Origin of the sequence: Amphritea atlantica (genome assembly GCF_018860855.1) — a bacterium.
Lineage (GTDB): Bacteria > Pseudomonadota > Gammaproteobacteria > Pseudomonadales > Balneatricaceae > Amphritea > Amphritea atlantica_A.
On the sequence record NZ_JAHKQE010000044.1, the window covers coordinates 66,609 to 89,084 of the forward strand.

20 protein-coding genes and 1 tRNA gene are annotated in these 22,476 nt (G+C 48.2%); 9 read left to right on the forward strand and 12 right to left on the reverse strand.

From position 1 onward, the window contains the following. Positions 1-13: 13 nt before the first annotated feature. Genes KO512_RS18230 through KO512_RS18240 form a run of 3 tightly spaced genes read left to right on the forward strand, consistent with a single transcriptional unit; the run spans position 14 to position 3,186 of the window. On the forward strand, positions 14-1,204 hold the full coding sequence (locus KO512_RS18230) for an efflux RND transporter periplasmic adaptor subunit (RefSeq protein WP_215953750.1): 1,191 nt from the start codon (positions 14-16) through the stop codon (positions 1,202-1,204). Next, positions 1,191-2,432: an ABC transporter permease gene (locus KO512_RS18235; RefSeq protein ID WP_215953751.1), complete on the forward strand. Its 1,242-nt coding sequence runs from the start codon at positions 1,191-1,193 to the stop codon at positions 2,430-2,432. Before KO512_RS18230 ends, KO512_RS18235 begins: the two co-directional genes overlap by 14 nt. Beyond that, entirely contained in the window at positions 2,425-3,186 is a 762-nt protein-coding gene (locus tag KO512_RS18240; RefSeq protein ID WP_215953752.1) for an ABC transporter ATP-binding protein, read from the forward strand. The genes KO512_RS18235 and KO512_RS18240 overlap by 8 nt, the downstream gene beginning before the upstream one ends. A 490-nt stretch (positions 3,187-3,676) precedes the next feature. Here the strand turns inward: KO512_RS18240 and KO512_RS18245 are convergent. The 10 genes from KO512_RS18245 to KO512_RS18290 form a co-directional block, all read right to left on the reverse strand. After that, positions 3,677-3,753 (reverse strand) — tRNA-Pro (locus tag KO512_RS18245). A gap of 104 nt (positions 3,754-3,857) precedes the next feature. Next, positions 3,858-4,220 carry a MerR family transcriptional regulator gene (locus tag KO512_RS18250; protein ID WP_215953753.1) on the reverse strand — a complete coding sequence of 121 codons (363 nt, stop codon included), beginning with the start codon at positions 4,218-4,220 and terminating at the stop codon, positions 3,858-3,860. Next, positions 4,207-4,503, reverse strand: a complete 297-nt coding sequence (gene ihfA, locus KO512_RS18255) for an integration host factor subunit alpha (RefSeq protein WP_091357359.1) — start codon at positions 4,501-4,503, stop codon at positions 4,207-4,209. The genes KO512_RS18250 and ihfA overlap by 14 nt, the downstream gene beginning before the upstream one ends. Positions 4,504-4,520: 17 nt before the next feature. Further along, the gene (gene pheT / locus KO512_RS18260) at positions 4,521-6,911 is read right to left on the reverse strand and encodes a phenylalanine--tRNA ligase subunit beta (protein ID WP_215953754.1); all 2,391 of its coding nucleotides are present in this window, start codon (positions 6,909-6,911) and stop codon (positions 4,521-4,523) included. A 74-nt stretch (positions 6,912-6,985) separates the two neighbouring features. Next, the gene (gene pheS / locus KO512_RS18265; RefSeq protein ID WP_215953755.1) at positions 6,986-7,969 is read right to left on the reverse strand and encodes a phenylalanine--tRNA ligase subunit alpha; all 984 of its coding nucleotides are present in this window, start codon (positions 7,967-7,969) and stop codon (positions 6,986-6,988) included. An 84-nt stretch (positions 7,970-8,053) separates the two neighbouring features. Continuing rightward, entirely contained in the window at positions 8,054-8,407 is a 354-nt protein-coding gene (gene rplT / locus KO512_RS18270) for a 50S ribosomal protein L20 (RefSeq protein ID WP_019619998.1), read from the reverse strand. Between the two features lie 40 nt (positions 8,408-8,447). After that, complete coding sequence (rpmI, locus tag KO512_RS18275; protein WP_091357366.1) at positions 8,448-8,642, reverse strand: 50S ribosomal protein L35; 195 nt, start codon at positions 8,640-8,642, stop codon at positions 8,448-8,450. A gap of 103 nt (positions 8,643-8,745) precedes the next feature. Next, positions 8,746-9,303, reverse strand: a complete 558-nt coding sequence (gene infC / locus KO512_RS18280) for a translation initiation factor IF-3 (protein ID WP_436792284.1) — start codon at positions 9,301-9,303, stop codon at positions 8,746-8,748. A gap of 7 nt (positions 9,304-9,310) precedes the next feature. Then, positions 9,311-11,227: a threonine--tRNA ligase gene (thrS, locus tag KO512_RS18285; RefSeq protein WP_215953756.1), complete on the reverse strand. Its 1,917-nt coding sequence runs from the start codon at positions 11,225-11,227 to the stop codon at positions 9,311-9,313. A 340-nt stretch (positions 11,228-11,567) separates the two neighbouring features. Continuing rightward, positions 11,568-12,266 (reverse strand): FadR/GntR family transcriptional regulator, encoded by a 699-nt coding sequence (locus KO512_RS18290; RefSeq protein WP_215953757.1) that lies wholly within the window; start codon positions 12,264-12,266, stop codon positions 11,568-11,570. A gap of 164 nt (positions 12,267-12,430) precedes the next feature. Between KO512_RS18290 and KO512_RS18295 the strand changes: the two genes are divergently transcribed. The 5 genes from KO512_RS18295 (at position 12,431) to KO512_RS18315 (ending at position 19,908) form a co-directional block, all read left to right on the forward strand. Then, entirely contained in the window at positions 12,431-13,234 is an 804-nt protein-coding gene (locus KO512_RS18295; RefSeq protein WP_215953758.1) for a (Fe-S)-binding protein, read from the forward strand. Positions 13,235-13,245: 11 nt separating this feature from the next. Beyond that, entirely contained in the window at positions 13,246-14,670 is a 1,425-nt protein-coding gene (locus KO512_RS18300) for a LutB/LldF family L-lactate oxidation iron-sulfur protein (protein WP_215953759.1), read from the forward strand. Further along, positions 14,667-15,362, forward strand: a complete 696-nt coding sequence (locus tag KO512_RS18305) for a LutC/YkgG family protein (RefSeq protein WP_215953760.1) — start codon at positions 14,667-14,669, stop codon at positions 15,360-15,362. The genes KO512_RS18300 and KO512_RS18305 overlap by 4 nt, the downstream gene beginning before the upstream one ends. Positions 15,363-15,697: 335 nt before the next feature. Further along, on the forward strand, positions 15,698-16,705 hold the full coding sequence (locus tag KO512_RS18310) for a cytochrome-c peroxidase (RefSeq protein ID WP_215953761.1): 1,008 nt from the start codon (positions 15,698-15,700) through the stop codon (positions 16,703-16,705). Next, the gene (locus tag KO512_RS18315) at positions 16,702-19,908 is read left to right on the forward strand and encodes an EAL domain-containing protein (protein WP_215953762.1); all 3,207 of its coding nucleotides are present in this window, start codon (positions 16,702-16,704) and stop codon (positions 19,906-19,908) included. Before KO512_RS18310 ends, KO512_RS18315 begins: the two co-directional genes overlap by 4 nt. Before the next feature lie 53 nt (positions 19,909-19,961). On the opposite strand, the gene KO512_RS18320 is transcribed toward KO512_RS18315, so the two are convergent. Beyond that, positions 19,962-20,159, reverse strand: coding sequence for a putative motility protein (locus KO512_RS18320; RefSeq protein ID WP_215953763.1), 198 nt, complete (start codon positions 20,157-20,159; stop codon positions 19,962-19,964). Between the two features lie 354 nt (positions 20,160-20,513). Here KO512_RS18320 and KO512_RS18325 point away from each other — a divergent pair, with 354 nt between their 5' ends. Then, complete coding sequence (locus tag KO512_RS18325) at positions 20,514-21,533, forward strand: sodium:calcium antiporter (protein WP_215953764.1); 1,020 nt, start codon at positions 20,514-20,516, stop codon at positions 21,531-21,533. A 43-nt stretch (positions 21,534-21,576) separates the two neighbouring features. On the opposite strand, the gene KO512_RS18330 is transcribed toward KO512_RS18325, so the two are convergent. Further along, complete coding sequence (locus tag KO512_RS18330; RefSeq protein ID WP_215953765.1) at positions 21,577-22,476, reverse strand: LysR family transcriptional regulator; 900 nt, start codon at positions 22,474-22,476, stop codon at positions 21,577-21,579.

Below are 22,476 nucleotides of genomic sequence, written 5' to 3' on the forward strand. Positions count from 1 at the left end.
GACCGAGGTTTACATGCGCATTATTTATGGAATCATCATTGTCATCGTGAGCATGGCGTCATTAATCGGCATGCAAAAGTGGCTAGGGCCTGTTTTGCCCGCCTTAACCGTCGAAACGCTTCCGCTTGAATTACGCATTGTGGCCAGCGGTGAAGTCCGCTATCAATCGCTTGCGCGCATAGGCAGTGAAATAACCGGAACCGTTGTGGCGCGTCATGTCCGCGAAGGTGATCAGGTAAAAAAAGGGGATTTACTCATAGAGCTAAACCCTAAAGAGCTGCAATCTCGCTTATCCCAAGCCAAAACTTTACTCGAGCAACTGCAAAAAAATAGTCGACCACAAGCACAAGCCGCATTAGTTGAAGCCAAGGAGAACTTACAACAAGCGAGCCGTGAAGCCCGACGCCGTGAAGCGTTAGCCAAAAAAGGCATGCTCCCTGCCGAGCAAGTTGAGCAAGCTCAACGCATAGAAAAAAACGTCAAAACGGCCTTAACCCGTGCGCAACTGGCCGCCGATGCCCTCGCCCCAAACAACACAGAAGAACACTTATTGCAGCAACGTGTGGCCAGCGCAGAAGCTGAATTAGCAAAAACACGGCTTTACGCCCCTTTTGCTGGGCGTGTACAAACACGCAATGTTGAGCCAGGTGATCTGGTTCAGCCTGGCAAGGTATTACTAGAGATCGCTCGCAGCGACGGTCTTGAAGTAGTGGTAGCCTTAGATGAAAAAAACTTTGCCCCAGTTAAATCAGACCAGTCTGTACAATTAATCGCAGATGCTTGGCCACAAATAACTATCCCTGGGATCGTCAGCTTTATCGCTCCAGCCGTAGACAGCGAACGCGGTACCATAGACGTTCACATTGACGTCCTACCCAATGACTCAAATGAAAAATACGCCCTGCTACAAGGCATGACAGTTTCGGCGAATATCATTACCGCAGAACGCGAACGCACTCTTGTCCTTCCCAATGACTACATCTTATTTAACTCTAATGGCAAAGCCCAAGTGGCACGCTGGCAAGGTGGCAAGGTGAACTTAGTGGATGTCACACTGGGACTACAAAATGCCACCCACAGTGAAATAACCTCTGGTTTAAAACAAGATGATGTGGTCGTACAAGCGGCTAATCCCAATGATAAGCTAACGAACGGTCAACGTGCCCGCGTGCATTTTGAGCAGGTGCAACATGTCATTCTTTAATGCCATTACCCGTTTGCGTAATTCACTTTGGATTGAATGGCGCATTGCCATACGTTTTCTGGCCGAAAGCCCATTACAAACCTTATTAATCAGTGTGGCTATTTCTGTTGGCGCGGCGGTAATTGTTTTTATTACGGCATTAATCATGGGTCTTCAAACTAATCTTATCAACAAAACCCTTGGCACTCAGGCTCATATTCGAATTGAAGCCACCCAACAGCACAATAACTTTTCAGAATTTCCAGATGGCAAATACGTTTGGATATTTGAAAACCCAAGAGATCAGCGTTTACAAACTATCAATAACTGGCAAGAAGTACGGGACACACTGGATCAATACTCAGCATTCAATACCGTCTCCCCATTAATTTCTGGGCCCGCCTTTGCAACAAAAGGCTCCGCACGGGCCTCGGTTGCATTAATGGGCATCGACCCTAAGCGTTATACAGGCATTATCAACCTTAAAGAATACTTAACCGAAGGACAGTTCAGCATTGAGGCCAGCGATATATTAATCGGTTACCAACTGGCGAAAGACTTAGGTCTACGTACCGGTGACAAGCTACGCATTGATGCAGGTGATAATCACCAATCTGTTATGAATGTTGCCGGAATTTTTGAATTAGGCGTACGCGAATTAGACCGCCGCTATGTTTACACCAGTCTAAAGCAAGCACAAACCCTGCTAAACTTGCCCGGTGGCATCACCATTTTAGAAATCAAAATCTTGGATGTTTTCAGCGCCGAATACTGGGCACAACGCATTCAAAAACTAACCGGTTTGTATGTACAAAGCTGGATGGAAAGTAATGGCCAGTTACTCAATGCACTCAACTCACAAAGCATGACCACTCAAATAATTCGCGTCTTTGTTGCCATGTCGGTCATCTTTGGTATTGCCAGTGTGCTAGCGGTCAGCGTGGTACAGCGCACCCGAGAAATTGGTATCTTGCGTGCCATGGGAAGCTCCCAGCAACAAATTTTACGGGTCTTCTTATTGCAAGGCGGTCTACTGGGGTTAACCGGTTCGTTATTAGGCGTACTCATGGGTTACACCTTAATTCAGATATTCAACGCGATCGACACCAAGTTATTTGTTATTGAGCTTGAGACATCCATGATGCTATCTGCCATCTTCATTGCCACCCTTGCCGGTGTACTAGCGGCCATGGTGCCAGCCCGTCGAGCAGCGAAGTACGACCCAGCCGTGGCCATACGTTATGTCTAATTCGCCAGTATTAATCACCCCAGATAATCAGCAAATCGTCTTACAACTCGATAAGATCAATAAGGTTTTTAATGAAGGCACGCCCTTAGCCAATCATGTTTTGCATGATGTCTCTTTACAGGTTAGTCGTGGTGAACTGGTGGCCTTAGTGGGCACCTCCGGTTCAGGCAAAAGCACCCTATTGAATATTATGGGGTTATTGGATCTGTATTCATCGGGCAAGTTGCGCATTCAAGGGCACCTCACCCAAGGCCTAAGCGAGCAACAACGCACCCAATTGCGCAGCGAATCCATTGGTTTTGTGTTTCAGTTTCATCACCTAATCAACGCATTTAGCACCATCGACAATGTGCTTATGCCCTTAATGCTGCGCTACGGCAAACCCAACCAAGAACAAACGGAATACGCACAATATTTACTAAACGAAGTGGGACTCGCTAACTACGCGCACACCGCCACCAACCGTTTGTCCGGCGGACAGCAGCAACGAGTCGCCATTGCCCGCGCATTGGTCACACGCCCAGCATTAATTTTAGCGGACGAACCCACGGGCAACTTAGACACCCAAACCGCCGACGAAGTCTTCGACTTGTTTGAACGCTTTAACCTCGAACATCAGTGCGCTATCGTCATCGTCACTCACGACCCGCGCTTAAGCGCACGCTGCCCACGCACTATAAGACTCACCGACGGGCGTATTGTCTATGATGGTGCGTCTGCAAACTTACCTAATGCATTTACAAAGGCGGTGTGAGGCGGCATAAGGAGCTCTTAGCAATTGAATTCGCGGGCTCAATAGAAAACGCCCTTTGAACAGAGGCGATTGGTAAGTGGTCACTTCAGCGTTGAGACACTGAATTCAACTCAAGTACAAAATGAAGCTATGCACCCAAGCTTAAGCGAAGCGTTCGAGCTTCAAGGCTCTATCAATGCATTTTGAGAGATCGACATAAACGGCTCGAACAGGTAACTAATCACCGTGCGGGAACCGACCAATATCGACACCTGTACGCGCACTCTGGGAATCAAACGGAACGACTGTGCGCCACGCAGAAACTCATACGAGTCCGGCTTCACCCTCACCTTATAGAAAGGCATGCCATCATTATCAACCATGCGGTCGGCACTGATCGAAACTACTTCACCGGTAAACCGATTTCAATCACATAGATGAAACTAGACAATGGGACAGCCTTGCAGGAGATACAAAAAAGCCTGCAGAAAGCAGGCTTTATCGATATAAGTGGTCGGGACAGCGGGATTCGAACCCACGACCCCTACTCCCCCAGAGTAGTGCGCTACCAGGCTGCGCTATGTCCCGACGATGAGCACTAAACACCTAAAGCGTTCAGCACTGCAACAGAGGTGGCTATATTACGCCAACCCACTGCTTCTGAAAAGCGATTTTAAAAAGTTTTTACTCTTTTATCTCACTGATTTCAGTAGCTTACGAATATCTTCAAGCTCTGCAATCGTCTGACGGATCAACTGCTTATATCGGGCAGTATCATCAACCGCCTGATCACCATTGAGCCACTGACGGGCTCCGTTGATGGTATAACCTTGATCATGTAACAAGCCTTGAATCTGCCGAATAATAAGCACATCCTGACGCTGATAATAACGCCGGCCACTGCGTTTAACCGGACGAATCTGCGGAAACTCCTGCTCCCAATATCTTAAAACATGTGCTTTAAGATCACACAACCGCGCTACTTCACCAATGGTAAAATAGCGCTTAGTTGGAATATTGGGCAGTTCATCCGAGACTGAATCAGTCTCCTTCATAAGCTTCTACACGTTCCTTAAGCTTCTGACCTGGACGAAAAGTGACCACTCGGCGTGCAGAGATAGGCACCTCTTCACCGGTTTTAGGATTTCGCCCCGGGCGTTCACGTTTATCACGCAGATCAAAATTACCAAAACCTGAGAGCTTTACCTGCTCGTTTTCAGCAAGGCTCATACGAATCTCATCAAAGAAGGCTTCCACCATCTCTTTTGCTTCGCGCTTATTCAGCCCCAGATCTTCATACAGGCGCTCAGCCATATCTGCTTTAGTCAAAGAGCCCATCAGAATACCCCTGTCGATTACACTCTTAATGTTGCACCGAACTCATTTTTCAGTGCAGACACAACAAAATCAATGACTTCGTTGATCTCTTCATCGTTAAGAGTGCGCGAAGGATGCTGCCAGGTCAAGCCCAAAGCGATGCTTTTTTGACCAGGTTCGACACCTTTACCCTGATAAACATCGAACAGGGTCACTGCTTGAAGATATTCACCACCGTGTTTCAGCGCAACAGTGCGAAGATCTTCAAAGGCAACAGACTCATTCACTAGCAAAGCTAGATCACGACGACTCTCTGGGAACTTAGACAAGCTGGTGAAACGTGGTAGACCACCATCCAATAGCTCGGACTGAACAATCTCAAACAGGAACACAGGACCGGTCAGACCAAGGCTCTTAACCAGCTCAGGGTGCAACGCGCCCATCAAGCCAACCGTCTTACCATTACGCTTAATTGCAGCCGATTGACCCGGATGCAGTGCCACATGACGCTCAGCTACAAAGCTGAACTGATCGGCACAACCGCCCAACGCTAACAGAGACTCAACATCCCCTTTCAGATCATAGTAATCCACTGGGGTGTTATCAGCACTCCAACCTTCAGACTGCCGTGGGCCACAAATCAGACCCGCAACAACATTCTCCTGAATGAGCTGATCACCTTCAGGCAAGAAACGTTGACCGGTTTCAAACAACCGCACCCGCGCTTGCTGACGGTTTTGGTTATACTGCAACGCTTTGGCTAGACCAGGCCAGATTGAGGTACGCATCACGGCCATCTCAGCAGAGATCGGATTAGCCAGTGCTTTCGCCTCATGCTTATCATCGAACTGAGCCGCTAAACCCTTTTCGATGAAGCTGTAGGTGATCGCTTCTTGATAACCCCGTCCGACTAACTGAGCCCGAACGCGATTCAGGGTCACTTTAGACTCATCATTAGCGATCATATTCAGTTCAGCAGTGGGCACTTTAACCGGCAGATTGTTATAACCATAAACACGCGCCAGCTCTTCAATCAGATCGACTTCAATACTGATATCAAAACGGTAAGACGGTACTGCGACAGACCACTGGCCTTCACCGCTACGTTCAATCGTCATACCTAAGCGGGTTAGAATCTCTTCGATCTCAAGCGCAGGCATCTCAAATGCCAATACCTGATTTACTTTACTTTGACGCAACGTTACCGTGCTTGCTGTTGGTAGGTGCTCTTCTGACACCGCCTCAACCACAGGGCCAACCTCACCGCCAACGATGTCCAGCAATAGCTGGGTCGCGCGCTCAGTGGCTTTACGTTGCAACTGCCAATCAACACCACGCTCATAGCGATGGGATGCATCGGTATGCAAACCATAGGAACGTGCCCGACCGGCAATATTAATGGGATTGAAATAAGCGCATTCAAGGAAAATATCTTTCGATTCTGCCGTTACACCGGTTGCTTCACCACCAAAAATACCGGCCATCGCAACTGCTTTTTCTTGATCAGCAATCACTAGCGTATTGTCGGTCAATGTAACTTCATTACCATCCAACAAGGTTAACTTTTCAGCGGGCTTGGCTTTACGTACGACGATGCCACCGCTGAGCTTATTCAGATCGAAGGCATGCATCGGCTGACCCAGCTCAAGCAGCACGTAGTTGGTCACATCAACAACAGGGTCAATAGAGCGGATACCACAGCGACGCAGCTTCTCAACCATCCACAGAGGCGTTTTCGCGGTCATATCGACATTGCGAATCACTCGACCCTGATAACGAGGACACCCTTCTGGGTCTTCCAGCGTGATCGGCAAGGTATCATCGATCGTCGGTACAACAAACTCAACATCGACATAGTTAACCGGCGCTTTATTTAGCACACCCACTTCACGAGCTAAGCCCGCAATGGACAAGCAATCACCGCGGTTAGGCGTCAGATCCACATCAATAACAGAATCATCTAAGCCTAAATAATCACGCAGATCAGTACCGACCGGCGCATCAGCGGCCAGCTCCATAATACCGGCGTGATTGTCGGAAATACCCAGCTCGTCATCCGCACAAAGCATACCGAACGATTCAACCTGACGCAGCTTAGCTTTTTTGATTTTGAAACTGCTACCATCTGGAGAGCCCAGTACTGCACCGACCTTAGCAAAGGCGGTTTTCAGTCCACCGCGGGCATTCGGCGCACCACAGACGATTTGGAATGTTTCATTGCCATCGGTTACCTGACATACCTGCAACTTATCGGCATTAGGGTGCGGCCCAGCGGAGAGGATTTCACCCACAACAACACCGCTAAATTGACCCGCAACCGGAATAATCTCATCGACCTCAAGACCGGCCATCGTGATCTGATCGGCAATTCCCTGTGTATCCGTTGCCGGATCAACCAGTTCACGTAACCACTTTTCACTGAATTTCATAATTCTGTTTCCGAAAATTCTTTATCTACTTTTAAACGACGTCGTTCTTTCTAAGACTCAACTCAACTGATTGCTCAGTTAAATTGGCCAAGGAAACGCAGATCGTTTTCAAAGAACAGGCGCAGGTCATTAACGCCATACCGCAGCATCGCCAGACGCTCTACCCCCATACCGAAGGCAAAACCGGTGTACTGCTCCGGATCGATATTGGAAGACTCAAATACTTTCGGATGTACGATGCCGCAACCGAGCACTTCCATCCACTTACCATCACCGCGGTCGATATCGACTTCGATAGATGGCTCAGTGAACGGAAAGTAAGAGGGACGGAAACGCACTTTGACATCTTCTTCAAAGAATTCGCGCAGGAACTGCTCCAACGTGCCCTTGAGGTCGGCAAAGCTGATATCTTTATCAACGATCAAGCCTTCAACCTGATGGAACATCGGCGAGTGAGTCTGATCATAGTCACAGCGATACACACGGCCCGGACAGATAATCCGAATCGGTGGTTGCTGGCTTTCCATTGTGCGCACTTGAACACCCGAAGTGTGGGTGCGCAGCAATGTATTCGCATTGAAATAGAATGTATCGTGCATCGCCCGTGCCGGGTGATGAGACGGAATATTCAGTGCTTCAAAGTTATGATAGTCATCTTCGATTTCAGGCCCTTCCGCCACGGAATAACCGATGCGAGCAAAGAACTCTTCAATCCGCTGTAACGTTTTAGTGACAGGATGCAAACCACCCAGTGACTGTCCACGCCCGGGCAAAGTGACATCAATCGTCTCTTCCGCCAGTTTCGCATCTAATGCGGCGGATTCTAAGCTAGTGCGACGTGCATTAAGCACATCCTGCAACGCCTGCTTTGCTTCATTAATTTTTGCACCCGCCTGAGGGCGTTCTTCAGCACTCAGTGCGCCCAGACCCTTCAATAGCTGGGTAAGATGACCTTTCTTACCCAGATACTGAACCCGCACCTGATCAAGATCCTGCGCGCTTGTTGCCTGTTCTGCAGCCTGTTTACCTTCAGCCAACAGGATTTGAATGTTTTCCATTTACCGCTCCAGATAAAAATAGGGGAAGAGTTTGCACCCTTCCCCTATCACAACGATCAATACTTACCAGAAGGTAAGGGTGTCTTACAGTGCAGCTTTTGCTTTTTCAACGATAGCAGCAAAAACTTGCGCTTCGTGAACAGCCAAATCAGCCAGCACCTTACGATCGATCTCGATAGATGCTTTCTTCAGGCCAGCAATGAAGCGGCTGTAGGACAAACCATTAATGCGGGCTGCAGCATTGATACGTGCAATCCACAGCGCGCGGAATTGACGCTTACGCTGACGACGGTCACGGTACGCATACTGACCTGCTTTAATTACTGCCTGTTTAGCTACACGGAATACACGGCTACGAGCGCCGTAGTAACCTTTAGCTTTTTTCAGGATCTTTTTGTGACGACGGTGTGCGATGACACCACGTTTTACACGTGCCATATTACTTTCTTCCTAACTTAGAATTTGTGGTTACTACGACTTAGATGTAAGGCAGCATACGACGGATCAGTTTCTGATCAGCCGCTGCAACTTGCAGCATTGGGCGAAGCTGACGCTTACGCTTAGTCGTTTTCTTAGTCAGGATGTGGCTTGTGTAAGACTGTTTGTGCTTAAAGCCCTTAGCAGTCTTTTTAAAACGTTTCGCAGCACCGCTGCAAGATTTCATTTTAGGCATTACTAAATCCCCACGCATTCGTTAATTATCTTTCACCCGAACAAACAACAAAACCCGTATCTGGCTCACAATGAGTCAGCACGGGTTTTACGCTGATGTCAGACTACTTTTTCTTTTTCGGAGCTATGACCATGATCAATTGGCGGCCTTCCATTTTTGGACGCTGCTCAACGACACCCAACTCTTCCAAATCTTTTTCGATCCGGTTTAATAGCTGCATGCCTAACTCCTGGTGTGCCATTTCACGGCCGCGGTAACGTAGTGTTACCTTGACCTTATCGCCACCTTCAAGGAAACGTATCAGGTTGCGTAGTTTTACCTGATAATCCCCTACTTCCGTATTTGGACGGAATTTTACTTCCTTAACCTGCATCTGCGTCTGCTTCTTCTTAGCAGCATTCGCTTCTTTTTTCTTTTCGTACAAAAACTTACCGTAATCCATCACCTTACAGACGATAGGATCAGAATCAGAAATTTGTACCAGGTCAAGGCCAACTTCTTGAGCCGCCTCTAGGGCGTCTTTGATAGGTACAACACCTATCTGCGTTCCATCTGGACCAATCAACCGACACTCGCGGGCGCTGATATTCTCATTTATAGGCGGCTTATTCCGCTCATTACGCCCTCTTCTGTTATCTCGCTTGATAGCTGTATCTCCAATCTATTAATTATTCTTTGCGGCCTTTCTGAGCAACGTCCTGCTTCAGATGCTCGCAAAACTCTTCAATCGACAATGTGCCGAGATCTTCTCCGGTACGGGTACGTACTGCCACGGTACCGGTCTCTACTTCCTTATCGCCAACAACCAGCAAATAAGGAACTTTCTGAATTGTGTGCTCGCGGATTTTAAAGCCGATCTTCTCATTTCTCAAGTCCGCAGATGCAAAGAATCCAAGTTCTGTCAGTTTTTCTTCAAGTTCACGGCAATAATCGGCTTGTTTATCGGTAATATTCAAAATAGACACCTGATTAGGTGCCAACCAAGTCGGCAAAGCGCCGGCAAAGTTTTCAATCAGAATACCGATAAAGCGTTCAAATGACCCCAAAATAGCGCGGTGAAGCATAACAGGTGTTTCACGATCACCGGATTCATTAACATATTGCGCGCCCAAGCGACCAGGCATTGAGAAATCTACCTGTATAGTACCGCACTGCCAGACTCGGCCCAAACAATCTTTCAGAGAAAACTCAACTTTAGGGCCGTAGAAAGCACCTTCACCCGGTAACTCATCCCAATCCAAGCCCGCCGCGTCGAGCGCATCGCCCAAAGCTTTTTCCGCTTTGTCCCAAACCTCATCGGAGCCCACCCGTTTTTCAGGGCGAGTCGATAGTTTGTAAATGATTTCGCTGAAACCAAAGTCGGCATAAACTTCATGCAAGAAATTGATAAACAACGCCACTTCATTCTGAATATCATCTTCAGCACAGAAGATATGTGCATCATCCTGTACAAAACCACGCACCCGCATAATACCGTGCAGTGCGCCGGAAGGCTCATTCCGGTGACAGCAACCAAACTCAGCCAAACGCAACGGCAGATCGCGATAAGAGCGCAGCCCCTGATTAAACACTTGCACATGACATGGGCAGTTCATGGGCTTGATAGCGAAATCACGGTTTTCAGAGTGGGTGGTAAACATCTCTTCTGAGAATTTATCCCAGTGACCGGATTTTTCCCACAGGGTACGTTCAACCACCTGTGGCGTTTTAATCTCATTATAACTATGCTGACGCTGTTTCGTCCGCATATATTGCTCGATTGTTTGATACAGCTTCCAGCCATCAGCGTGCCAGAACACCATACCCGGCGCTTCTTCCTGCAAATGGAACAGATTTAACTGTTTACCCAGTTTACGGTGATCACGCTTTTCTGCTTCTTCTAAACGGTGCAGATACTCTTTAAGGTCCTTCTTATCGCCCCAAGCCGTACCATAGATACGCTGCAACATCTCATTATTTGAATCACCACGCCAATAAGCACCGGCGAGCTTCATCAGTTTGAATACTTTGATGTGCCCCGTAGAGGGTACATGAGGGCCACGACAGAGGTCGATAAACTCACCCTGAGAATAGAATGACAACTCCTGATCCGCCGGAATCGCTTCCAGCAACTCAACCTTATATTTCTCACCCTTCTCTTCAAATAGCTGTACCGCTTCGTCACGGCTCATTACCGAACGGGAAACCGGGTAGTTGGCTTTGACTAGCTCTTTCATCTTCGCTTCGATCTTCTGTAGATCATCCGGCGTAAATGGGCGTTCGTAAGCGAAGTCATAATAGAAGCCGTCGTCGATCACAGGACCAATGGTCACTTGTGCCGTCGGAAACAGCTGTTGCACAGCCATCGCCATGAGGTGCGCACAAGAGTGACGAATCACTTCAAGGCCTTCATCATCACGAGGGGTAATAATGGCTAAGTCAGCGTCTTCGGTAATGGTGTAGGAGGTATCCACCAATTCACCATTAACTTTACCGGCTAAAGCAACTTTAGCCAGACCGGCGCCAATATCAGCGGCAACATCAAATACAGTAACGGCATTAGCAAACTCGCGCTTGCTACCATCAGGAAGGGTAATTACAGGCATTGTCTATTCCTATCTTTTGCTCAGGGCTGACCAGTACCACAGGCCACACTGAAAGTTATCTCGCTGCTACAAACCAAGTAGCAACATTCAAGGCGGCGTATTTTACCGGAAATGACGTCACAAAGCTATTTTGAAACGGTTAAATGAACTACGGCGAGGGTGATGTTTTTTTAGAAGGCGCACCCTACCCAACGGAATTTGGTTGGTAGCGGTAAATCGCGATAAAGGTGTCGCTCGCTACAAAAAATTCAGACCTGTGGGAGGCACTTCTAAGGGCGATTAAGCCTAATCAAAGATCAAAATGAGGCTTTATTTAAAATTTTATTCCGCGATCAACTAGTTAGTCGTTATCCAGATGCCGTCGGGTATAGAGGATATGTTCACTGGCGGCATGTCGGGCCGCCTCGGCATCTCGGTTCATGATGGCCTGATGAATAGCGCCGTGCTGCGCACGAATCCCTTCTGGGTAACGACCCGAGGTTTTCAGCGTCCGCGAGAGTACCCCGTAGATGGCATTAAAAAAACGGGTATAGAACAACTGACTAAAAGCGATAATCAGTAGGTGGTGGGAGGATTCCGCAATCATCATATGAAAGCGCAGATCCTCTTTCGCTTTCGCTAACGTCGTTTCCCGCTGTCCCCGCTGCTGCATCTTGCGGTATTCCGCATCCAACGCCTTTAGTTGATCATCGGTAGCACGCTGAGCTGTATAGAATGCAGCTTCTCCTTCCAGCATCGCCCTAACATCCAATACCTGCCGTTGAAATTCAGGATTATCCCCCAACGCTTTGCCTTCACCGAGGGGCATATTGAAATGAGGCTCAAGTAGATTTTTTACCCGCGTTTTCCCGCCATGTCGAACATCAACATAGCCTTGCGCTTCCATCTGCCCTACGGCTTCTCGTACTGTTGATCGAGACACGCCAAAAGACTCCGACATCCGCCGCTGAGACATTAGCTCAGCCCCCGGCAGTAACGCGCCGGTGAACAAACTTTCTTTCAATTGCTGCAACAGATCGTCACTCAAATTCGGCTTCATACAGAGATAATCCCAGGCTTTTGGTCAGACCAGTTTTGAGTGTAGCATTTCTTTCCTGCGCTTCATTAACTATCTTGAGTAGCAGCAACGCAATAATAAGACTTAGGCGCTGAGCAAATTTATCCTGCCCTTAAGTCAATAACGATAAAAAACGGTAACAACAAATGCCAAATACATCTTCGGGCCCCCGTGTCGGCCTGTTTGTCACCTGTCTAGCGGATATGTTTCGCCCATCAGTCGCTTTCGCCACCGTCAAACTCCTAGAACAAGCAGGTTGCACCGTCGAGGTGCCTGAACGACAAACCTGCTGTGGCCAACCCGCCTTCAATTCCGGCGATCGCAAAACCACGGCAGAGATTGCCCGGCAAACGATCGATGCCTTTGATGGTTATGAGTACGTGGTCGGCCCGTCGGGTTCCTGTATCGGAATGCTGCATCAATATCCCGATCTATTTGATCCTACCGACCCCTATTTCCTACAAGCCACAGCACTGGCCGCACGATCCCACGAAATCACGTCATTCCTATTTGATGTGTTGCGTTCCGATGCCCTTGAAGCACAATTAAAACAACTACAATTTGACCATAAGGTCACCTATCACGATTCCTGTGCTGGGCTGCGAGAGCTGGGGATTAAACAGCAGCCGCGACAACTGCTCAGTCATGTGCAGGGTGTCGAACTCGAAGAGATGGATGAAGCGGAAACCTGTTGTGGCTTTGGTGGCACCTTCTGTGTCAAATATCCCGAAGTATCCAACCGCATGGTCTCAAATAAAACCGATAACATCAGCAACACCGGTGCCCACACCGTGCTCGGTGGTGATCTAGGTTGCCTACTAAACATGGCGGGCAAACTCAAACGAGAAGGTAAACCCGTTGAAGCTCGGCATATTGTTGAGGTATTAGCCGGTATGACCGACACCCCCGCTATTGGCGAAGCCGATTACAATCTGGCACAACAGCTTTAAGGAGCGAGACCATGCAAATCAATACCCCGTTCTTTAAGCAGCGCGCCCATGATGCGTTAGCGGATGAAAACCTACAAAAAGCGTTAGCCAAGCTGAAAACAGGCTTCCCGGAAAAACGCGCCATTGCCGTCGACCGCATGCCTGAATTTGAACAGTTACGCGATGAGGGACGTGACCTCAAAAATCATATCTTGGAACATCTCGACCTCTACCTAGAACAGTTCGAAAGTAAAGTGATCGAAAATGGCGGTCATGTTCATTGGGCCAGAACCACTGACGATGCTAATCAGATCATTCTCGACATCTGCAAGCAGGTTGATGCCAAGACCGTGACCAAAGGTAAATCAATGGTCACCGAAGAGATCGGCTTGAATGATTTTCTTGAACAAAACGGTGTGCAGCCGATTGAAACCGACCTAGGTGAATATATCCTGCAACTGCGCCATGATCACCCCAGCCATATCATTGCCCCAGCCATTCATCTTAATTTAGAAGATGTATCCGAAGCCTTTCATGCAAATCATAACCGCCCGAAATCCAGTGATCCAGCGGTACTCATGCAGGAAGCTCGTGAGGTTTTACGGGAAAAGTTTGTTGCCGCCGATGTCGGCATCACCGGCGCTAACTTCTGTGTCGCCGAAACCGGTTCGACCATTATTGTCACCAACGAAGGCAACGGCGATTTAACGCAAACCCTGCCAAAAACTCATATCGTCGTCACCTCAATCGAAAAAGTCGTGCCGACACTAGAGGATATGACGCTATTTCTGCGATTACTGGCACGCTCCGCCACTGGGCAGGAGTTTTCAGTCTACAACACGCTATCGACTGGCCCCCGTCGCGAAGGTGATCAGGACGGTCCTGAAAACTTCCATGTGGTTTTAGTCGATAACGGTCGTAGCGAAATGATCGGCACCGAATTTCAGGATATGCTGCGCTGTATCCGCTGCTCGGCCTGCATGAATCACTGCCCAGTCTATGGTGCTGTGGGTGGGCATAGTTATGGCTGGGTCTATCCAGGCCCGATGGGCTCGGTACTCACGCCGCAAATGATCGGTATTGAGAAAGGCGGCATGTTACCTAACGCTTCTACGTTTTGCGGTAAATGCGAATCCGTCTGTCCGGTGAAAATCCCACTCCCCAAATTAATGCGCCACTGGCGTGAAGATGAGTTTGAAAAACACCTACAGCCGAAAGCCGCTCGTTATGGCTTAGCGAGCTGGGCCTTTTTGGCTAAACGTCCGGCTTTGTATAAACCCTATACCCGCATGGCCAGTTGGTTAATGAAAACCTGGGCCGGTAAAAATGGACGACTTAAAAAACTCCCCCTAGCCAGTGGCTGGACGGATTGGCGCGATATGCCTGCACCGCAAGGAAAAACGTTTATGCAAACGTGGAAAGAACAACAAAAAGCAAAAGCGGGAGAACAGCGATGAGCTCAAACAAACGGTCTCAAACCAGCCGCGCCGATATTTTCGCTAACATCCGTCGAGGGCTTAAACATGACATTTCAGAATCGCAGCGACAACAGGCGGTGGCCAATCGACTCTCCGACAAAGCTGACAACCTGATTCCGGCACGCTCACAACTCCCCGCCACCGAGCAGGTTGAGCTATTCAAAGTCATGGCGATAGAAGCCGCGGCAGAACTGATCGAGCTGGAGAGTATTGAGCAGGTACCTCAGGCCTGTGCCGACTGGTTGGCCGACAATCAGCTCAACGAACTGAACAGTGCCAGCAATGCTGAACTTAGCGCACTCGATTGGAGTCCGTTGGCACAGCAGCAGATCACCCGAAGCGAACGAGTCGCGCAGGCGGGTGATATTGCCAGCCTAACCTCCAGCTTTGCCGGTATCGCTGAAACCGGCACGCTAATGTTGCATTCCAGTGCACAAAGTCCGACTACACTCAACTTTCTGCCGGATAATCACCTCGTAGTGCTGCACCGTTCGGCCATTGTCGGTTGCTATGAAGAAGCATGGAAAAAACTGAGACAAACATTTGCTGCGGCACTGCCCAGAACCGTCAACATGATTACCGGCCCATCCCGTAGCGCCGATATCGAACAAACATTACAGATGGGCGCCCATGGCCCGAAAAAACTGATTATCTTACTGATAAAGGATTAACCCCTTCTCTCGCTGGCCAGCACTTGGTCAGCGAGTCACGCATCACAGCATTCGCCACTGTGTGCCTCATCTCAACCGCACGTTAAACGCTCACTTTAAACCTCTAGCCTCTCTTTAAACTAAAAAAATTGAAATGGCCATTGTAATAATCCCTTCCTGTTTAAAACAATTCTGAACAACAACAGCCTTAGCTAGATTTATAAAAAACAGCGAAATTCAAACAAAAAAACCTCTAAATTAGTGTTTCTAGCACACAGATCATGGTTAGCACTCTAAAAATACGTTAAAAAGGCCCTTCGTATTCAAACTAACGACCTGACCAAAAGGATGCCTAGATGCAGGCATTGCAGCAGTACAATCGGGCCATTATTCCCCGTCTGAATTTGAAGAGTATAGCGGTCACACTGTTGCTGCTACATACAACGGTGTCTGCAAGAGATCTCAGCTCAGAACCGATCACGCCTATCTTGCCGGTCAGCAGCCTTAATCAGGCAAAGCTTAATTTGGGTAAAGTTCTGTTCAATGATACTCGGCTATCGAGTGATAACAGTATCAGCTGCGCCAGTTGCCACGACCTGAGTTCTGGCGGGGCAGATAAAGGCGCGTTCTCCTTTGGAGTTAACGGTGCAAAGGGTGCAACCAATACGCCCACGGTATACAACACCGGCCTTAACTTTGTGCAGTTCTGGAATGGCCGAGCAGCGAATCTGCACGAGCAGATTGATGGTCCGGTTCAGAACCCTGTAGAGATGAATACCCACTGGCCGGAAGTGATTAAAAAACTTAACCAAGACACCCCATTAACACAGGCTTTTGAAACACTGTATCCCGATGGCTTAAATGCAGAGAATGTCCGTGATGCTATTGCCGAATTTGAACGTTCGTTGATCACCCTGAACGCCCCCTTCGATCGTTGGTTAAGCGGTGATGAAACCGCGCTCACTGAAGAGCAGCAACAGGGTTATCGTCTATTTAAATCCTACGGTTGTATCAGCTGCCACCAAGGCGCGAATGTGGGTGGGAATATGTATGCCTATTTTGGCGCGGTTAACGATATCTCGGCGTATTTTGACCGTCGAGGAACCCCATTGAGTGAAGCCGATCTGGGCCGTTATGCCGTCACCCATGAACCTATCGACCAATACTTGTTTAAAGTACCGAGCCTGCGAATGGCGGCTCATACAGCCCCCTATTTCCATGACGGCGCCGTTCAAGATTTAAACTCGGCGATCGAAATCATGGGCCGTTTCCAGCTTGGCAGAGAGATTCCAGAAAAACATATCGCATCCATTAGCGCCTTTATCCGCTCCCTGGCCGGAGAACATCCGGAGTTATCTGAATGATCTGGTTCAAAGCCCGTCTCTATCTGACGTCATTACTGGCCATCATATTACTTGGCTGCCTGTTTTTTTTAGTCCACGACGAACACTCAGAGCCCAACCAACAACGTTCAGAAATATTATTACAACTGCAAGCCTTTGATAATGCGCTGGATTTAGAAGTCTTAATCATCAGCTCGATGAGACAACAAAACTACGATGGCATCGTCAAACTCACCCAACAACTACAACAACAGGAAAACAATCCCAAAACGGCCGCTCTGTTTAATGACCTACCAACCGGTCTGAGCAATAAATTGCAGCAATACCGCAATACCCTGCATCAGCGAATGCAACTGGCCGAGCAGATCAAAACCCTTGCCGCCAAGGTCCGTAATGGATTGAACTATATTCCCATGTTGGTCAGCGGCATCGCCGAGAATGACAGCCAATACTTGCTCCCTACCCGAGAGATCGTCAGCCGCCTGTACCATTACCATATATTCAAAAGCGACCTAGATGCGGTCGCGTTAAAGAACGAGCTGAAACAGCTAACGAGCCAGTCCGCTAGCGTACAAGCACTTAAATTTCATATTAGTTCAAATCTAACTGCCCAAACGCAATTGAATCAGCTGTTGAATGACTATAAACAGATACCGAATAAAACCGCTTTCAATCAACTCTATAGCGCTTATCTCAGCCACCGAAATAACGCCACCCAGCAAACAAGCTATTTCAACTCTGCACTCATCGCGCTAACAACCATGCTGATATTACTGCTCACCTTTCTCTATCTACATTTGATTCGTTCCCACAACCAAACAGAGCAGGCACAGAGACGACTAAAAGACGGAGTCGATAATATTCGTGAGGCTTTTGCTCTGTTTGATGCCAACCAGAAACTTATTCTCAGTAACCGTAACTTTACCCATTATTACCCTTGGGTTAGCGAACTACTGCAACCCGGCACGCCAAAGGCGATTATTAAAGCGGCAATCGATGCCCAATGTCATTTCCAGAAAGACACCGATGCTGATCAACGTGTTATCCAGCAAACCGACGATGGCCATTATTTTCTGTGTAGCGATAGCCCCACTAACGAAGGTGGCGAAGTATGGGTACGGGTTGATATCAGCGAAACCCGGCGTAAAGAACAGGAGCTACGCAAGTTCTCTAGAGCGCTGACACAAAGCCCAGCTGCGGTCGTCATCACTGATATCAATGGCGTCATTGAATATATCAACCCGAAAGCTGAAGAGGTGAGTGGTTACTCACTTAGCGAAGTCATCGGAAAGCGCCCTAGCCTATTCAGCTCGGGAGATCTGTCCCCTGTTAATTATCAGGATATGTGGCAACAGATGCTCTCGGGTCAGGCTTGGCAAGGGAATTTTCTTAATCGACGTAAAAATGGCTCGCTTTATTGGGAAGCCGCAACGATCTCGGCGGTTAGAGACGCTCTCGGGGACATCACCCACTTTGTTGCCGTCAAAGAAGATATTACCGAACGACGCGCCACCGAGGAGCAGTTACGCATGAATGCGGCCGTCTTTGAAACCACCAATGAAGGGATCATGATCACCGGCCCAGATACCAAGATTATATCGGTTAACCCCGCCTTTACAGCGATAACCGGTTATACACAGGACGATGTGGTTGGTAAAACACCCAGCATGTTTCAATCTGGCCAACAGCCCAAGACGTTTTATGAAAACCTGTGGTTATCGTTACGAAAAGACGGTAGCTGGTCGGGAGAAATATGGAATAAACGCAAAGACGGCAGTCTTTATCCCCAATGGCTATCGATTGCGGCCGTGCAAAACCACGATGGTCTGCTAGAACAATATGTTGCTGTTTTTTCCGATATGACCCAGCGTAAAAATGATGAGGAGCAGATTCGTCAGCAGGCCAATTTTGATGCCCTTACCTCATTGCCCAACCGCACCATGCTCAAACGGGAGCTGACACAGATACAGAAACGTTGTGATCAGAAAGGTAGCCTGTGCGCTCTGTTATTCATCGACCTCGACCGCTTTAAATCGGTTAACGATACCCTCGGTCATTCAGTGGGCGATCAGATGCTACAACAGGTTAGCCTAAGGTTAAGCTCCGTTATCCGTGAACAGGACCTAATCTGTCGTTTCGGCGGCGATGAATTTGTTATTGTGCTGCAGGATCTCGTCGATGGCGAAGAGGCTGCCATCACGGCTCAACGGGTGATTGATATCTTACTACCGCCATTCCAACTGGCCGGCCGAACACTCTATATTGGTGCCAGTGTTGGTATATCCTGCTATCCCTTTGATAGCGACAGCGGTGAAGTGATGTTGCGCCATGCCGATATGGCGATGTACCTAGCCAAAGACAATGGCCGCAATCAGTATCAGTTTTTTAATGCACAGATGCGCGAAGAGGTGAAAAATCGTTCTGAGCTAGAACAAGCCATGCGGCAGGCGATCAATAACCATGAGTTTGAGCTTTACTACCAGCCGATCAGTAATTGCCAGCAACACAAAGTTGTCGCCGCCGAAGCACTGATCCGCTGGCACCATCCAGAGAAAGGACTGATCAGCCCCGCTAAATTCATTCCATTGGCGGAAGAGACCGGATTAATCCAGCCCATCGGGCTTTGGGTGCTTCGACAGAGCTGTGAACAGATTGTCAAATGGCAACAACAAGGTATCAACGATCTATCGATCTCCGTCAACGTTTCCAGCAATCAGCGCCTGCTCGGCTTTGATGCCAAGGTCGCCGCCGAGATCATGCAAAGCGTGGGTGTCGCCCCCAGTAAGATAATCTTCGAAATCACCGAAAATATGTTCCTGGAAAATTCAATGGAAGCCATTACTTGGCTCAGGGAATTTAAGGCACTCGGCTCTAAGCTTGCCATTGATGACTTTGGCACCGGTTATTCATCCCTAAGTTATCTGAAGCAGTTCCCCATCGATAAGTTAAAGATTGATCAAGCATTTATTCGCGACCTGCCCGATAATCAGGAAGACGCTACCCTCGTTCATGCCATTATTGCGATGTCTAAAAGCCTTGGGCTCGAATTGATCGCCGAAGGGGTAGAAACCGTTGAGCAGTTACACTACCTACATCAGCTAAACTGCCCCAACATTCAGGGTTTTCTCTTCAGTAAACCGGTGACAGCAGATCAGCTTCCGGCGGTTATCCAGCAGATAAAAGCAGACTTTCCTCGGCTGCTTCCCTACGATTATGAAATTTAATCTCAGCCATAAAAAAACCGCCCGAAGGCGGTTTAGAGATCAGATATCGTCCATCAAACGCTGACGTCGATGTTCAGCCCCAACGGGGAACTTGGATCGACCGGCACCACGGCAGCGCTTTCCAGCAGCTGCAATACCATATCACCTTGCAGATCGATATTGTCTTTCGCTTTGCCAGCCACCGCTAATGCAACATCCTGTTGTACCGAAGCTTGCTGATATGCCGACGCTGATGCAGCTGTTAATTCCATAAAACTCATCTCCAACGGGTTTATTCAAACAGGCATAAACTATATATCGGCCAGCACTGCTCAATGTTTACCTTTATCACGCTCAGCAGTCGATACTCTTCTCTTTTTAGCAAACAAAGTCACTCTTATTCGATGAATCTGCGAACGGCAAAAAAGCCAATAAGGGTACCGTTTTGAAATGAAGGATAATGGCTACTCTCTTAACATCACTTCGAAAAAACGTCCGATATTAGTCTTCGCTATCGTTGAAACCACGGCAGTAGCATTTACATGATAAAATACAGCTATTGTTAGCTGTATTTAAAACGCTGTAATAACACCATTTAGCCCACTCTTATTGCTTGTAGGGGTTGTATGTTTACTTCTTTAACGTTCAGCATGATTGCTTTCGGTGTTGCTGCCTTGGTGATTATCATGGCAGGTAGCAAGTTAGCGAAGCTCTCCGATTCATTGGCCGATCAAACCGGTTTAGGTGAGGCTTTATTTGGCGTTTTCCTCTTGGCCGGCGTGACCTCGCTGCCTGATTTTGCAGCGACATTGACGGCGGCAATAGACAACCGCCCTAATTTGGCCATGAGTAATGTTATGGGGAGTATGGCCGTTAATCTGGTGTTTCTTGCTGTGGCGGATATTGTTTATCGCAAAGCTAACTTGGAACATGCGGCAGCCTCTACGGTTAACCTTATGCTCGCAGGTCTGCTCATTGTTTTGTTAACGTTACCCTTGCTGGCGGTCTTTAGCCCCGCGATGACTTTTTTTAATATTCACCCCGTCACACCGGTGATTATTGTCGCTTATATCTCTGGTTTTCACTTGGTTCTTCGTACTAAAGCAAAGCCTATGTGGTTTCCTCGACAAACATGTCAAACCGTTGCAGACCAACCCGATGAGCATCATCAGGGTAACCTACCCTCGGTGTGGATAACGTTTACCTCCATGGCGGCTTTAACGGGGATTGCGGGTTGGGTTTTAATGGAATCAGCAAAACATATTGCAGATCAGACGGGTATTTCTGAAACGCTGATGGGTGGTTTTTTCACTGCACTGGCCACCTCGACACCGGAGTTAGTCACCACCATTGTCGCCATACGTATTAGTGCTTTAACCCTCGCCGTCAGCAATATTTTTGGCACTAACTGCTTTAATATGTTGGTGGTTGCCGCTGCAGATGTGGGTTATACCCAAGGTTCTATCTATCATGATATGGCGCCAGTTCAAGTCACATGGGCTTTGGTGAGTATCTTAATGACAGCGACATTACTGTTAGGCATGTTAAGACGCGAGACGTATGGGATTGGTAAAATAGGCTTTGAGAGCGCTCTTATTTTGGCTATCTATGGTATTACGCTGAGTGTGATCATACTGAATGATTAAAACGAAGACATAACCATGACGCCGTCTATACACTTATAACAAACTAGAATTCACTCACCTCTGACAGAGCGCCACAGCGCTGCTCCAACGCCAACTGAATAAATTCACGAATCCCCGGTAGGCTGCGGCGGTTTTTCATCCACACCACATGCTCAATCACCTCATCGGTCGCCTCAATAATCGGCACCACGATTAAACGTGGGTCGGGACGGATATCCTGCTCCAGCGAAAAACCGATGCCTAACCCATGACTTACCGCTTCAGACATATCCAGACGGCCATCCACCACCACATTACCCGAGACGGTTAGTTGCTGACGACCAAACAACTCTTCTAATAGCTGCTGGGTACAGGCTTCCGGCTTATAGATAATCAATGGCTCATCAGCCAATTCGCTGACCGAGACACAGGATTTCTCTGCTAATGCGTGGTCAGGCCGTAATACCGCCATTAGCCGGTGGGACGAAAATGCCAAACGAGAAAGCTCGCTACTTTCATCCTGCAGCGGAAACAGGCCAATATCCACATCCCGATTAAGCACTAACGCCCGACATTCCGAGGTCGTTACCGAGATGATTTTCAGGGTCGTTTGTGGAAAACGGCGACTATACTCGGCAATCAATGGCATGAAGATAATCGACGAGGCATTCGCGACTTTTAGTGTCATTTTTCCGGGCGATAGGGTCGGGTTCGATAATACCTCGATGGCCGCTTCAAGATCATGATACTGCCGAGTAATCTGATACAGCTGCCGACCTAAATCAGTGGCCTTTACCCCTTTGCTGAAACGTTCTAACAGAGGGGCGCTAAAGCGGGACTCTAATTTACGAATCTGTGCTGTGATGGCTGGCTGACTCACCGAGAGCAGCTCGGCTGCTCGGGTGAAGTTACCGGTTTTAAAAGTGGCATTAAAAGCGCGAATTTCCGCCATCGAATAATCCAT

Bases quoted from the DNA above. Each gene is read 5' to 3' on its own strand.
- KO512_RS18230 (WP_215953750.1), top strand. From the start codon at position 14: ATGCGCATTATTTATGGAATCATCATTGTCATCGTGAGCATGGCGTCA.
- KO512_RS18235 (WP_215953751.1), top strand. From the start codon at position 1,191: ATGTCATTCTTTAATGCCATTACCCGTTTGCGTAATTCACTTTGGATT.
- KO512_RS18240 (WP_215953752.1), top strand. From the start codon at position 2,425: ATGTCTAATTCGCCAGTATTAATCACCCCAGATAATCAGCAAATCGTC.
- KO512_RS18250 (WP_215953753.1), bottom strand. From the start codon at position 4,220: ATGAAGGAGACTGATTCAGTCTCGGATGAACTGCCCAATATTCCAACT.
- ihfA (WP_091357359.1), bottom strand. From the start codon at position 4,503: ATGGGCTCTTTGACTAAAGCAGATATGGCTGAGCGCCTGTATGAAGAT.
- pheT (WP_215953754.1), bottom strand. From the start codon at position 6,911: ATGAAATTCAGTGAAAAGTGGTTACGTGAACTGGTTGATCCGGCAACG.
- pheS (WP_215953755.1), bottom strand. From the start codon at position 7,969: ATGGAAAACATTCAAATCCTGTTGGCTGAAGGTAAACAGGCTGCAGAA.
- rplT (WP_019619998.1), bottom strand. From the start codon at position 8,407: ATGGCACGTGTAAAACGTGGTGTCATCGCACACCGTCGTCACAAAAAG.
- rpmI (WP_091357366.1), bottom strand. From the start codon at position 8,642: ATGCCTAAAATGAAATCTTGCAGCGGTGCTGCGAAACGTTTTAAAAAG.
- thrS (WP_215953756.1), bottom strand. From the start codon at position 11,227: ATGCCTGTAATTACCCTTCCTGATGGTAGCAAGCGCGAGTTTGCTAAT.
- KO512_RS18290 (WP_215953757.1), bottom strand. From the start codon at position 12,266: ATGAAGCCGAATTTGAGTGACGATCTGTTGCAGCAATTGAAAGAAAGT.
- KO512_RS18295 (WP_215953758.1), top strand. From the start codon at position 12,431: ATGCCAAATACATCTTCGGGCCCCCGTGTCGGCCTGTTTGTCACCTGT.
- KO512_RS18300 (WP_215953759.1), top strand. From the start codon at position 13,246: ATGCAAATCAATACCCCGTTCTTTAAGCAGCGCGCCCATGATGCGTTA.
- KO512_RS18305 (WP_215953760.1), top strand. From the start codon at position 14,667: ATGAGCTCAAACAAACGGTCTCAAACCAGCCGCGCCGATATTTTCGCT.
- KO512_RS18310 (WP_215953761.1), top strand. From the start codon at position 15,698: ATGCAGGCATTGCAGCAGTACAATCGGGCCATTATTCCCCGTCTGAAT.
- KO512_RS18315 (WP_215953762.1), top strand. From the start codon at position 16,702: ATGATCTGGTTCAAAGCCCGTCTCTATCTGACGTCATTACTGGCCATC.
- KO512_RS18320 (WP_215953763.1), bottom strand. From the start codon at position 20,159: ATGGAATTAACAGCTGCATCAGCGTCGGCATATCAGCAAGCTTCGGTA.
- KO512_RS18325 (WP_215953764.1), top strand. From the start codon at position 20,514: ATGTTTACTTCTTTAACGTTCAGCATGATTGCTTTCGGTGTTGCTGCC.
- KO512_RS18330 (WP_215953765.1), bottom strand. From the start codon at position 22,476: ATGGATTATTCGATGGCGGAAATTCGCGCTTTTAATGCCACTTTTAAA.